This window comes from Paracoccus aerius, from assembly GCF_014656455.1.
In the GTDB taxonomy this organism is placed as follows: Bacteria; Pseudomonadota; Alphaproteobacteria; order Rhodobacterales; family Rhodobacteraceae; genus Paracoccus; species Paracoccus aerius.
Genome location: NZ_BNCL01000003.1, coordinates 237910 through 251093 on the forward strand (window position 1 = coordinate 237910; position 13184 = coordinate 251093).

12 protein-coding genes and 1 tRNA gene are annotated in these 13184 nt (G+C 65.2%); 9 read left to right on the forward strand and 4 right to left on the reverse strand.

Annotation, left to right across the window (positions count from 1 at the left end):
- Positions 1-29: 29 nt before the first annotated feature.
- Both IE224_RS05385 and IE224_RS05390 read right to left on the reverse strand, forming a co-directional pair.
- Entirely contained in the window at positions 30-983 is a 954-nt protein-coding gene (locus IE224_RS05385) for a 1-phosphofructokinase family hexose kinase (protein ID WP_191308596.1), read from the reverse strand.
- Positions 980-1387 carry a metallopeptidase family protein gene (locus IE224_RS05390; protein WP_191308598.1) on the reverse strand — a complete coding sequence of 136 codons (408 nt, stop codon included), beginning with the start codon at positions 1385-1387 and terminating at the stop codon, positions 980-982. The genes IE224_RS05385 and IE224_RS05390 overlap by 4 nt, the downstream gene beginning before the upstream one ends.
- An 80-nt stretch (positions 1388-1467) precedes the next feature.
- Between IE224_RS05390 and gltX the strand changes: the two genes are divergently transcribed.
- From gltX to IE224_RS05405, 3 genes are all read left to right on the forward strand, one after another.
- Entirely contained in the window at positions 1468-2793 is a 1326-nt protein-coding gene (gene gltX, locus IE224_RS05395) for a glutamate--tRNA ligase (RefSeq protein WP_191308600.1), read from the forward strand.
- A gap of 110 nt (positions 2794-2903) precedes the next feature.
- Positions 2904-2980: transfer RNA gene (locus IE224_RS05400), tRNA-Met, on the forward strand.
- Positions 2981-3174: 194 nt separating this feature from the next.
- Positions 3175-3762: an outer membrane protein gene (locus tag IE224_RS05405; protein WP_191308601.1), complete on the forward strand. Its 588-nt coding sequence runs from the start codon at positions 3175-3177 to the stop codon at positions 3760-3762.
- Between the two features lie 57 nt (positions 3763-3819).
- On the opposite strand, the gene iscR is transcribed toward IE224_RS05405, so the two are convergent.
- Entirely contained in the window at positions 3820-4278 is a 459-nt protein-coding gene (iscR, locus tag IE224_RS05410) for a Fe-S cluster assembly transcriptional regulator IscR (protein ID WP_167621302.1), read from the reverse strand.
- A gap of 164 nt (positions 4279-4442) precedes the next feature.
- Between iscR and IE224_RS05415 the strand changes: the two genes are divergently transcribed.
- Together IE224_RS05415 and IE224_RS05420 are read left to right on the forward strand one after the other, a co-directional pair.
- The gene (locus IE224_RS05415) at positions 4443-5105 is read left to right on the forward strand and encodes an alpha/beta hydrolase (protein WP_167621303.1); all 663 of its coding nucleotides are present in this window, start codon (positions 4443-4445) and stop codon (positions 5103-5105) included.
- Positions 5106-5108: 3 nt separating this feature from the next.
- Entirely contained in the window at positions 5109-6236 is a 1128-nt protein-coding gene (locus tag IE224_RS05420; RefSeq protein WP_191308603.1) for an HD domain-containing protein, read from the forward strand.
- On the opposite strand, the gene IE224_RS05425 is transcribed toward IE224_RS05420, so the two are convergent.
- Positions 6237-7382: a Hint domain-containing protein gene (locus IE224_RS05425; RefSeq protein WP_191308605.1), complete on the reverse strand. Its 1146-nt coding sequence runs from the start codon at positions 7380-7382 to the stop codon at positions 6237-6239. It abuts the gene before it with no gap.
- Positions 7383-7617: 235 nt separating this feature from the next.
- Between IE224_RS05425 and IE224_RS05430 the strand changes: the two genes are divergently transcribed.
- The 4 genes from IE224_RS05430 (at position 7618) to IE224_RS05445 (ending at position 12906) form a co-directional block, all read left to right on the forward strand.
- A complete protein-coding gene (locus tag IE224_RS05430; RefSeq protein WP_167621306.1) occupies positions 7618-8829 on the forward strand; it encodes an NADP-dependent isocitrate dehydrogenase in 1212 nt (403 codons plus the stop codon).
- A 206-nt stretch (positions 8830-9035) separates the two neighbouring features.
- Positions 9036-9704: a phosphoribosylformylglycinamidine synthase subunit PurQ gene (gene purQ, locus IE224_RS05435; RefSeq protein WP_191308606.1), complete on the forward strand. Its 669-nt coding sequence runs from the start codon at positions 9036-9038 to the stop codon at positions 9702-9704.
- Between the two features lie 168 nt (positions 9705-9872).
- Positions 9873-11558 carry a sensor histidine kinase gene (locus tag IE224_RS05440; protein ID WP_191308745.1) on the forward strand — a complete coding sequence of 562 codons (1686 nt, stop codon included), beginning with the start codon at positions 9873-9875 and terminating at the stop codon, positions 11556-11558.
- Between the two features lie 22 nt (positions 11559-11580).
- A complete protein-coding gene (locus IE224_RS05445; protein ID WP_167621308.1) occupies positions 11581-12906 on the forward strand; it encodes a sigma-54-dependent transcriptional regulator in 1326 nt (441 codons plus the stop codon).
- Positions 12907-13184 lie beyond the last annotated feature (278 nt).

The following is a 13184-nucleotide window of genomic DNA, read 5'->3' on the forward strand; positions in this document are numbered from 1 at the left end:
CGTCCGTCCGGGCGGCTTTTTTCTTTGCGCTAAAGCCGCGTGACGATGCGTTCGCCGTAGAAGCGGTCCACATCGGCCGCGTGGCACAGTTCGGTGGCGGGCGTCATCACCGCGGCCGAGGCTGCGGCCGCGCCCAGGGCCAGGGCTTCCTCGACCGGCCAGTCGCGCGCCATCGCCAGCACGAAGCCCGCGACGAAGCTGTCGCCCGCGCCGACCGCGCTGACCACCTTGACCCGCGCCGCCGCCGCGTGCCAGGCGCCGTCCGGCCCGGCGATGACCGATCCGTCCGCCCCGCGCGCCACGATTACCGACCGCGCCGCGCCGTTCTTGACCAGACCAGCCGCAAAGGCCGCGCTGTCGCTGCGCGAAGGCAGGGGGCGGCCCGCCAGATCCTCGGCCTCGTGGCTGTCCATGCGCAGCACGTCCACAGGGGTCGAGGAACCCGCCAGCACCCGCAGCGCCTCGCCCGAGGTATCAACCAGCAGCCTTGCGCCGCTGTTCTTCAGCCGCACGGTCAGCATCTGCTCGAACCCGGCCGGAACGCCGGGCGGGTTCGACCCCGACACGACGACCCAGCCGCCCGCCGGCGCGCCTTCGGCGATGGCCTGCGTCATGTCGGCCACATGCGCCTTGTGCCATTCGGGGCCGGGCAGGACAAAGCGGTACTGCCCGCCAGTCGCGCGGTCGGTGACGGCCAGCGACTGGCGCGTCTCGCCAGGCGCGGTCAGGCGCACGACCGACAGTCCGTCGGCCTTCAGCATGTCGCCGATGCGGGTGCCGGTGGCGCCGCCAAGGGCGACCATCGCGGTGGATTGCCCGCCCATGTGCTTGATCGCGCGGCTGACATTGATGCCGCCGCCGCCGGGATCGGCCACCGGCTTGTCGCAGCGCAGCTTCAGTTCCGGGCGCACTTCGTCGGCTGCGGTGGACAGGTCAAGCGCGGGGTTCAGCGTGACCGTCAGGATCGGCGCCTGCGACTTCATTCCCACCACCTGTCAATGCTGGCGATGTCGTCGTCGGACCAGCCGAAGTGATGGGCCATCTCGTGCGTGACGACATGGGCCACCAGTTCGCCCAAGGTCACGTTCCCGCGCGACGCCCATTCGTCCAGCAGCGGGCGGCGGTACAGCCAGATGATGTCGGGCTGCCCCGGCTGGTCGGACACCGACTTTTCCGTCAGCGGAATGCCGTCATAGATGCCCGTCAGCTCGAACGGGTCGTCGATCTGCAATTCATCCAGCACGTCCTCGGGGGCGAACTCGGCCACGTGGATGGTGATGCCCTGGGCATGGGCGGCAAATTCGGGGGGCAGGGCGGCCAATGCGTCGCGCGCCATCGCCTCGATCCGGGCCGCGTCCGGCGCGGTCAGGTCCTTCCAGTCGGTCATCCGCTTCTCCTGCATACCGGCCCTGATATGGACAAGAATCGCCGCGTGTGAAAGAGCAAGGCCAACAGGAGAGTTGTGCCATGACCACCACCCGCTTCGCCCCTTCGCCCACGGGCCACATCCATGTCGGCAACCTGCGCACGGCGCTGTTCAACTATCTGATCGCGAAAAAGGCCGGGGGCACCTTCATCCTGCGGCTGGACGATACCGACCAGGAACGCTCCAAGGAAGAATATGCCGACGGCATCAAGCGCGACCTGGAATGGCTGGGCCTGCACTGGGACCGCGTCGAACGCCAGTCGCTGCGCCTTGATCGCTATGCCGAGGCGGCGGACCAGTTGCGCGCGGGGGACCGCCTTTATGAGGTCTTCGAGACGCCCACGGAACTGGACCTGAAGCGCAAGAAGCAGCTGAACATGGGCAAGCCGCCGGTCTACGACCGCGCCGGGCTGGCCTTGTCGGATGCCGACCGCGACCGCCTGCGGGCCGAGGGGCGCGAAGGCTACTGGCGCTTCAAGCTGGACCAGGAACGCATCGAGTGGACCGATGGCATCCTGGGCGACATCTCGATCGACGCGGCCAGCGTGTCGGATCCGGTACTGATCCGGGCGGACGGGCAGGTGCTTTACACCTTTGCATCCTCGGTCGATGACACCGACATGGCGGTCACGCATATCGTGCGCGGCGCGGATCATGTGACCAACACCGCGACCCAGATCCAGATCATCCGCGCCCTGGGCGGCATGCCGCCGTCCTTTGCCCATCACAGCCTGCTGACCGGCGCGCAGGGCGAGGAACTGTCCAAGCGCATCGGCGCCCTGTCGATCCGCGACCTGCGCGAAGCGGGGGTCGCCCCCGAGGCCCTGCTGTCGATGATGGCGCGGCTGGGATCCAGCCAGCCGGTCGAATTGAAGATGACGCTGGACGACCTGGCCGAAGGGTTCGATCTGTCGCAGTTCGGCGCCTCGCCCACCAAGTTCGATGCCGAGGATCTGTGGCCGCTGACCCGCGAACGCAACCAGGCGCTGCCTTTCGACCAGGTGGCCGACCGGATCGCGGCCCTTGGCGTGCCCGAGGGTCTGGCCGAACGCTTCTGGCATGTCGCCTCGCAGAACATCACGAAGCTGGACGATCTGGCCGACTGGTGGACGATCTTCAGCCAAGGGGCCGAGCCGCAGATCGATCCCGAGGATGCCGACTTCATCGCCCAGGCCATGCCGCTGCTGCCGCCCCCGCCCTATACGGACGCGACCTGGGGTGAATGGACTGCCGCCGTGAAGGACGCGACGGGTCGGAAGGGCAAGGGCCTGTTCATGCCGCTGCGCAAGGCCGTGACGGGCCAGGCGCATGGTCCCGACATGTCCCAGGTCATGCCGCTGCTGCAGGTGGTCAAGGCCCGCGGCTGACAGTTCCGCAGCCATCGATGCGACGCCGCCCCCGCCGGGCGGCGTTTTCATTTTGTTGTCGAAAACCGCTTGACGCCCCCCGCGCCACCCCGTAAATCGCCCCCACCCGTGGCGGAGTAGCTCAGTTGGTTAGAGCAGCGGAATCATAATCCGCGTGTCGGGGGTTCAAGTCCCTCCTCCGCTACCATTTCCTTCCAAAGATGCAGATATATGGCAGCGCCCTCGGGCGCTTTTTGTTTTTCGTATCAATCACTTTCGCGATAGGGTCGCATTTTTGCAACAGAAGTTGCAGTCACTGCAATGTTGGGCTGGAAACCCTTCGCGCTGGCCATATCTAGGGGCCTCGAGACCAAGAAGCTCGAGACGAATAAGGAGACTACCATGAAACTCGTTGCCCTTTCGGTTGCCGCATCGCTGGCCGCTTCGGCTGCTTTCGCCGGTGGCTATGTTGCCCCGGTCGTTGACACCGCGCCCGTCGTGGCGCCCGTCGTGCCGGTCGAGGCTGGAACCGACTGGTCCGGCTTCTATGCCGGTCTGCAGTATGGCCAGGGCAATGCCGAACTGTCCGACAGCGATGTCGACAGCGACTACGATGCCTACGGCCTGCACGCCGGTTACCTGTTCGACTTCGGCAAGGTGATTGCCGGTGCCGAACTGGACTACAACAAGGTCGACCTGGATCTGGATGACGGCGACGCCGACCTGTGGCGCCTGCGCGGCCGCGTCGGTTACGACATGGGCCGGTTCCAGCCCTATGCCACCCTGGGCGCTGCGCGCGTGTCCACCAACGCCGCCGCCGGCGACTTCTCGGAAACCGGGATCACCTATGGCCTGGGCGCTGAATATCTGGTCACCGAGAAGTTCTCGGTCGGCGCCGAATACAGCCGCAGCGATTTCTCGGACGTCATCGCCGATGGCATCGACCTGGACACCGACCTGGTGCAGGTCCGTGCGTCCTACCGCTTCTAAGACGCCTGATCCTGCGTTCCGAAACGCGGTCCCGAAAGGGGCCGCGTTTTTCGTTTCTCAGTCGTCGACGACGCTGAGGATGCGCGGCAGGGCGGGGCAGGGCAGCAACTGGTTCTTCGCCACATCGGCCAGCGAATGGTTGTGCAGGAAGACATAGACATGCGCCGACAGGCTTTCCCACAGCCGGTTCGACAGGGTCTGCGCCCGCGATCCCGACACCCCGCCCGACGCGCCCGCGCCGATATGCATGGCGCTGACGGTCTCGTCCACGGCTTCCAGGATCTCGGCGATGCGGATCGTCTCGGGCGCGCGGGCCAGGCGGTAGCCGCCGCCCGGTCCGCGGACGGACGCCACCAGCCCCGCGCGGCGCAGCCGGACGAAAAGCTGCTCAAGATAGGGCAGCGAGATGTCCTGGCGGCCCGAAATCTCGGCCAGCGAGGTCAGGTCGTCGCCCTTGGCCGTGGCCAGGTCGACAAGCGCGATGATCGCATAGCGCCCCTTCGTGGACAGTTTCATCTGCTGGCTCCCCTCTTGCGGCCGGGTCGGATTGACGACGCGCGCACTGGCGCGCTATGCCGCCATTGCGCGTTTCTTGCGCATTCCCGACCGGCATCCCAGATAGCGGTCTAAGAGCGCCACGCAGATGCGTCAAGAAACCACCGTCATGTCGAAGGAAGACGATGCCAGAGCTGATTTTCCCCGGTCCCGAAGGGCGGCTTGAGGGCCGCTATCATCCCCAGCCGGGCAAACCCGACGCCCCCCTTGCCATCGTCCTGCATCCGCACCCGCAATACGGCGGGACGATGAACAACCGCGTCGTCTATAACCTGCATTACGCCTTCCACAAGCTGGGCTTCACCGTGATGCGGTTCAACTTCCGCGGCGTGGGGCGCAGCCAGGGCGAATTCGACCAGGGCATCGGAGAGCTGTCGGACGCCGCCTCGGCGCTGGATTACCTGCAGGCGATGAACCCCAACAGCAAGCATTGCTGGGTCGCGGGCTTCAGCTTCGGCGCCTGGATCGGGATGCAGCTTCTGATGCGCCGCCCGGAAATCACCGGCTTCATCAGCGTGGCTCCGCCCGCCAACATGTATGACTTCAGCTTCCTCGCGCCTTGCCCGTCCTCGGGGCTGATCGTGAACGGCACCGCCGACCGCGTCGCGCCGCCCAAGGACACGCACACCCTTGTCAGCAAGCTGCGCGAACAGAAGGGCATCACGATCACGCATGAGGAAATCGAAGGCGCGGATCACTTCTTCCGCGACGACGAGCAGCACATGAAGCCGATGATCGACCTTGTGCAGACCTATGTCCGCCGCCGCCTGACCGAAACCAGCCGCTAGGCCATGCCGGACAGGATCGCCCGCCATTTCGATTTCCTGGTCGAAGCCGACCGGCTGAAGTCGGTGGATCGGGCGAATGTGCTGATGGACCTGTCGCGGCCCGAAAACAGCGCCGAACACAGTTGGCATGTCGCCTTGCAGGCCATGGTGTTCGGCGCATCAGACCGCGCCATCGCGATGCTGCTGCTGCATGATCTGGTGGAAATCGACACAGGTGACCAGCCCATCCACCTGGCCCATGACGCCGCCGCCCTGGCCCTGGCCGAGGCGGGGGCGGCCGAACGCATCTTCGGCCTGTCGCCCGACCGGGACGCGCTGATCGCCCTTTGGCGCGAATTCGAGGTGGGCCGGACGCCCGATGCCGTCATGGCCAAGCGGATGGACCACAGCCAGCCGCTGTTCCAGGTGCTTCTGGCGGCGCAGCCCCTGGCCGATCACGTGGCCATAGTCCGCGACAACCTAAACGGCGGGCGTGCCGCGCGCCTTGCCGCCGAATGGCCCGAGGCCCTGGGATGGGCCGAGGCTGCCCTGGCAGGTTTGCCGCCCGCTGGGAGTGACCTGACCCGGCGCCTGGCCTTTCTGGCCGAGGCCGACCGCCTGAAGAGCGTCCTTCGCGCGAACCTTCTGGTCGATGGCTCGCGACGCGAAAACAGCGCCGAGCATAGCTGGCACCTGGCCCTCTACGCCCTGGTCTTCGCCGGTCTCGCCGGGCCGGGCGTCGATGCGGGGCGGGTGATCCGGATGCTTCTGCTGCATGACCTGGTCGAGGTCGACGTGGGAGACGTGCCGTTGCATTCGGCGGCGGGCCAGGCGCATGGATCGGCCGAAATCCAGGCGGCCGAGGCCCGGGCCGCACGCCGCATCTTCGGCCTGCTGCCGGAAGACCAGGCGCGGGACTTTCTGTCGCTGTGGCAGGAATTCGAAGCCGCCGCGACCCCCGACGCCATCTTCGCCAAGTCGCTGGACCGGTGCCAGCCGGTCATGCAGAACCTGCGTTCGGGGGGCATCGGCTGGGTCGATTACGGCGTGACCTTTGCCGACATCGAATCGCGCGTGGGCGGCAAGATCGCCCAGGGCGCGCCCGCCCTGTGGCAATGGCTGCGCCCCCGGGTGCAAGAGTTTCTGTCCTGATCAGCCAGCCAGCGGCTTTCGGTTGGCCGCATGGCGAGAAGCCAGTTGCCGCGCCTTCTTCCCTGCCACGAAAGGCCGTGCGCCCGGAAAATCCGCGACGCCGTCCCGCAATTCCGGGAACAGCGTGAAGATCTCGTTCGCGGCCTCGCCCAAGGCCAGCAGGGCCTGCGGACCCGGATACAGTGATTCGGATTGGGCACCATTCGAGGTCAGGATCTCGTGCGCGCCGAACATCAGGTGGACATAGGTGACGCCGGCGGTATCGGGCAGGATGTCGATTCCCTCGACCTCGGTCAGGTGCTTGGCGGCAACCAGCAATTCCTGCGCGCCAAACATCCGCGTGGCAATGGCCGAGCGCACAAGGATCCGGTGCTGCTGGGACACCAGAAGATCCTGCCGGGGCAGGTCCGGCCCAAGCGCGCCACGGGCGATGCGGACGGGGGCAAGCGCGGGATTTGCCCCGATCTCGGCTGCCGGGACATGGCGGCATCCTGTCCAGCGGACGGGTTGAAGCCCGTTGTCCCGCGTCTGGACCAGGTCGCCGACACGAATATCCTCGACCCGGCGCTCACCCTCGGCAGTATCGATCAGCGTGCCGATGGTGAAGCAGTTGATCGGAAGATCGAAGATCGTCGGCCGGAACGAGATCGTCGCGACATAGGTGTTGCGGTCCATCGGAGCCGCCGACAGGATCTTGACCCCGCGCAGAGCATCGATCCCGTCCCATTGGGGCAGGGCATCCTTTGACGGGCGAAAGAACATGTCGCCGTTCTTCATCTGGATCAGCACGCCGTCCTGCTTCGACGTTCCGCCGTCCGGAAAGGTCAACTGGTAGCGGACCGACAGGAAGCCGGTGATCGTGGTGGTGACGGCCTTGCCCGACGACGGGGCTTCGTAGGTCATGCGGGAATCGGTGACATCCCGGCCCATGCTGTCGTCGTTATAGGTTGTCGCGAAAGCCTCGACCCGCTTTCCGTCGACGGTGATCGTGCGGGTATCGCCCTTCAGCGTGACCGCCTTGATCTGCGCGGTCCCAACGGCGCCGTATCCGGCGAGACGGTCAGCCTCGATCTCGGTCGACGGCGTGCCGTTGGTTGCATTGACCTGCGCATGATTGCCCAGCCACATCCAAGTGACTAACGCCATGAAAACATCCGATACTCGTAACTACTACCGGTTCCGGATATCATCCCTAGGTTGAAAAATCATCCGGGTTTTCTATCGGATCTTTCTAAAAATTGCGGCAGATCATCCCCCTGTAATGATTCTGCAACAGTGGGCTTATGCCCCCGGCACGATTGCATACCGCTGCATACATTCTTTCCTTTCCGGCGTTTCCCGGCTATAGCGGCAGCCGAATCCAACGCCAAAGGGAATGCCCATGTCGAAGATCAAGGTAGCCAACCCCGTCGTCGAGCTTGACGGCGACGAGATGACCCGGATCATCTGGGACTTCATCAAGCAGAAGCTGATCCTGCCCTATCTGGACGTGGATCTGAAATACTACGACCTGGGCATCGAGGAACGCGACCGCACCGAAGACCAGGTCACCATTGACGCCGCCAACGCCATCAAGCAGTACGGCGTGGGCGTGAAATGCGCGACCATCACCCCCGACGAACAGCGCGTCGAGGAGTTCGGCCTCAAGAAGATGTGGAAATCGCCCAACGGTACGATCCGCAACATCCTGGGCGGCGTGATCTTCCGTGAACCGATCATCTGCCAGAACGTGCCGCGCCTGGTGCCGCACTGGACCAAGCCCGTAATCGTCGGCCGCCACGCCTTCGGCGACCAGTACAAGGCCACCGACTTCCGCTTCCCGGGCAAGGGCAAGCTGACCATCAAGTTCGTGGGCGAGGACGGCGAGACGATCGAGCACGAGGTCTTCCAGGCCCCGTCCTCCGGCGTGGCGATGGCCATGTACAACCTGGACGATTCGATCCGCGATTTCGCCCGTGCCTCCATGAACTATGGCCTGCAGCGCGGCTTCCCGGTTTACCTGTCCACCAAGAACACCATCCTGAAAGCCTATGACGGCCGCTTCAAGGACATCTTCCAGGAAGTGTTCGACGCCGAGTTCGCAGACCAGTTCAAGAAGGCTGGCATAACCTATGAGCATCGCCTGATTGATGACATGGTGGCATCGAACCTGAAATGGTCGGGCGGCTATGTCTGGGCCTGCAAGAACTATGACGGCGACGTGCAGTCCGACACCGTGGCGCAGGGCTTTGGCTCGCTGGGGCTGATGACCAGCGTGCTGATGACGCCCGATGGAAAGACTGTCGAGGCAGAGGCGGCCCATGGCACCGTGACGCGCCATTACCGCGAACACCAGAAGGGCAACCAGACCTCGACCAACTCGATTGCGTCGATCTTTGCCTGGACGGGTGGTCTGAAGCACCGCGCGAAACTCGACGACAACGCGGCGCTGCTGAACTTTGCCCAGACGCTGGAAAAGGTCACCGTGCAGGCGGTCGAGGATGGCCACATGACCAAGGACCTGGCGCTGCTGGTCGGGCCGGACCAGAAATGGCTGACCACAATGGGCTACCTGGAAAAGGTGGACGAATACCTGAACAAGGCGCTGAACTAAGGCGTCGCGACAGGAACGGGGCCGGGCATTTGCCCGGCCCTTCTTGCCTCCGCCGAGGATATTCTGACACGGAAGAGGGCGGCTGCCCGTCTTCTGTACGCAAATATCCCAGGGGGATCGCGCGGCACGCGCGATGGGGGCGGCGCCCCCTTTCTTCGAGACCCAAGCTGGGCTATGGGACGCGTGATCCCAGCAGGAGCAGCCCCATGAAAGCCGCCGTCATCACCTTTCCCGGGTCGAATTGCGACCGCGACCTGGCCGTGGCCCTTCAGAATGCGGGGGCGCAGGTGACGCGGGTCTGGCACAAGGACCAGGATCTGCCGGAAGGCACCGACCTGGTCGGCGTTCCCGGCGGCTTTTCCTTTGGCGACTATCTGCGCTGCGGCGCGATTGCCGCGCATTCGCCCATCGCGGCGGCACTGCGGCGTCATGCGGAACGGGGCGGCTATCTTCTGGGGATCTGCAACGGCTTCCAGGTGCTGACCGAACTGGGCCTGCTGCCCGGCGCGCTGATGCGCAACAGCGCGCTGACCTTCATTTGCAAGCCCGCCACGCTGAATGTCCTGACCACCGACAGCGCCTTCACCGCAGGCTACCGCAAGGGCCAGCAGATCGGCATCCCGGTCGCCCATCATGACGGCAACTACCAGATCACCCCCGACGGGCTGGCGCGGCTGCAGGATGGCGACCGCATCGCCTTTACCTATGGCCCTGCGATCAACGGCTCGGTCGGGGACATCGCCGGCATCCTGTCGGAAAACCGTCGCGTTCTGGGCATGATGCCCCATCCAGAACGGGCGGCCGATCCGGCCTTGGGCGGCACCGACGGGGCGGCGCTGTTCCGCTCGGTCGTGGACGGGGTTGTCAACGCCTGACTTGAGCATGGCGGCTTCTGCGCCTAGAGTGCGGCAGTTGTGCAACAGGACCGGGCTTCACAGGTGATCGAGGACAAGGACAGCGTCAGCGCGTCAGAGCGTGTGCGGCCGCGGCTGTCCCAACCCGGCAACCCGTGGTGGCTGCGCATTGCCGTGGCGCTGATCTTCATGCTGGCGATCGTCTCGATCTGGACGACCAATGCCTGGCTGACGACGCGGTTTTCGGAAAACACCCGCGTCCGGTCCGAACTGCGGCTGGCGCTGTACACCGGGAACCTCCTGTCGGAATTGCAGCGGACCGCGGTGGTGCCACTGCTGCTGGCGCGCGACCCGGCCTTGATCGGGTCGCTGAACAGCAACGAGTTCTCGACCACCTCGGCCCGGCTGATCGCCGCGCAAAAGGAAATCGGCGCGGCGTCGATCCGGCTTCTGGATGCGTCGGGGCGCACCGTGGGGTCCACCGACCGCTATCAGCTGGGCACGAACAACGTCCTGTCGCCCTTCTATGTCGAGGCGCTGCGGTCGCGCGATACCGTATTCACCGTCGCCAACCAGGGCGGCGGGGCCTATGAGTTCACCTATTCCCGCGCGGTCGTGGCTGATGGCAAGACGCTGGGGGTGATCGTGGTGGGGGCCGACCTCAGCCGGCTGGAACGATCCTGGGCGGGGATATCGGACGCGGTGGCCGTCACCGACAGCGAAGGCAACATCATCCTTGCGACCGAGCCGCGATGGCGCGGCCTGACCATGCCCGAGGCCCTTGCGGTGCGCGACGCGCCCTCGGCCATCCAGCGGGCCTTCCAGGTCACCGCCGACTGGACCGCGCTGCCGATCGACGCCTATGTCCAGGGCCGCGCCGTGATGCAGGCCGAGGCGCGGATCCCCTTCCGCGGCTGGCGGATGATCAGCTTCACCACTTATGCCTCGGTCCGGGAACAGGTGAACGCGGTCCTCGCGCTTGAGATCATGGGCTTCGCGATCCTGCTGGCGGGGACGTTCTACGTGCTGTCGCGCCGGGCGCGCAGCCAGTCGGTCGCCTATATGCGCGAATCTGCGGATCTGCGGGCGCTGAACATGCGCCTGACGCGCGAGATCGCGGAACGGGAACGGATGCAGAAGGAACTGCGGGTCGCGGAACAGACCGTGCAGCAGTCATCCAAGCTGGCGGCCCTGGGCGAGATGTCGGCGGGCGTCAGCCACGAGCTGAACCAGCCCCTGGCCGCGATGAAGACCTATCTGGCAGGGGCGCGCCTGCTGCTGCAACGCGGTCGGTCCGAAGAAGCCTTGTCCAGCTTCCAGCGGATCGACGACCTGATCGAACGCATGGGCGCGATCACCCGGCAACTGAAATCCTATGCCCGCAAGGGCGGCGAGGCGGTCGAGCCCGTTGACCTGCGCGCCGCCGTCAGCAGCGCCCTGACCATGATGGAGCCGCAGTTGCGGGGCCGCACGATCCGCGTGACCCGCAACCTGCCGCGCCGCCCGGTGACGGTCATGGCCGACCGGATACGGCTGGAACAGGTCATCATCAACCTGCTGCGCAACGCCGTCGATGCGGTGCGAGACAAGCGCGACGCCCGGATCGAGATCACTGTCGAAACCGGCGCCCATGCCTATGTGCTGGTGCGCGACAACGGCCCCGGCATCCTGGATCTGGAAAAGCTGTTCGAGCCGTTCTGGACCACGAAGAAACCAGGCGAGGGGACGGGCTTGGGTCTTGCCATCTCGTCCAGCATCGTCGCCGATTTCGGCGGCCGCCTGACCGCCCATAACGAAGATGAAGGAGCCGTGTTCGCGGTGGAACTGCCCTTGCAGAAGCCAAGGCAGGATCCGCAAGCCCTGGCCGCCGAATGACTGTTCGAGAGAGGAAGTCCCTATGTCCCGCAAATTGAAGATTGCGATTGTCGACGACGAACCCGACATGCGGGAATCGATCAGCCAGTGGTTGGTCCTGTCCGGGTTTGAAACCGAAACCTATCCCAGTGCAGAAGACGCGCTGAAGGTCATCGGGGCCGACTGGCCCGGGATCGTGGTATCCGACATCCGGATGCCCGGCATGGATGGCATTGCCTTCCTGAAGCGCCTGATGGGCCTGGATTCGGGCCTGCCGGTGATCCTGATCACCGGTCATGGCGACGTGCCCATGGCCGTCGAGGCGATGCGGATCGGGGCGATGGACTTCATGGAGAAGCCCTTCAACCCCGACAAGATGACGACGCTGGCCAAGAAGGCCACGCAGATGCGGCGCATGACGCTGGACAACCGCGCCCTGCGCCGCGACCTGTCGGAAGGCCAGCAGGTGATGTCCAAGCTGATCGGCACCAGCCCGGTGATGGAGCGCCTGCGCGAGGATATCCTGGATCTGGGCCAGGCGGACGGTCACGTGCTGATCGACGGCGAGACCGGCACCGGCAAGACGCTGGTGGCCCATGCGCTGCACGCCGTGGGGCCCCGCGCCGCGCGCAAGTTCGTGCCGGTGTCCTGCGCCGCCTACAGTGACGAGGCGCTGTCGGCCCGCCTGTTCGGCCCGGTCGAGGACGGCATCCCCGCCGTCGAGGAAGCACGCGGCGGCACCCTGTGCCTCGAAGATATCGAGGCGCTGTCGGAACCGCTGCAAGCGCGGCTTCTGGCCTTCATCAGCGACGGGGGCACGCCCGCGGAAACCCGCATCATCGCCATCTCCAATGCCCGCGGCGAAGGCCGCAAGGCCGAGGATTCGCTGCGTCCCGACCTGTTCTATCGCTTGTCCGCGCTGAAGATCACCCTGCCGCCGCTGCGCGCGCGGGGCGAGGATATCCTGTCGCTGTTCACCCGCATGACCGAACAGTTCTCCGAGGAATACGGCTGCGAGCCGCCGCAGGTCAGCGCACAGGAAGCAGCCCAGTTGTTGCAGGCGCCCTGGCCCGGCAACATCCGCCAACTGATCAACGTGGCCGAACGCGCAGTGCTGCAGAACCGGCGGGGATCGGGATCCATCGCGTCGCTTCTGATGGCGGACGGGGAAGACAATCAGCAGGCCACCACGACCGAGGGCAAGCCGCTCAAGGAATATGTCGAAAGCTTCGAAAAGATGCTGATCGACAACACCATGCGCCGCCACAAGGGCAGCATCAGTGGGGTGATGGAGGAATTGTGCCTGCCGCGCCGCACCCTGAACGAGAAGATGGCCAAGTATGGCCTGCAGCGGGGCGATTATCTGTGAATGTCACAGGGGGCGGATTTCTCCGCCCCCCAATGTATCGTGCCGGGCTTTTACAAAGAACATTACCAAATACACAGCCCAATCGACCGATCGACAGGATGACCGGTCAGGTCAGCAAGCCTCTACCTCAAACACACGTGCATTCTTCCATGGGTTCCGTCACCGGTCCCGCAGCAGATGCGCCGCCACACACAAAATCGGACTTGCCGTCCCGCTCTGTCAAAGCCGCCCTTCGGATGGAAGGACGGGTGGAAAGGTCAGGTTCGACGGATCGGCGA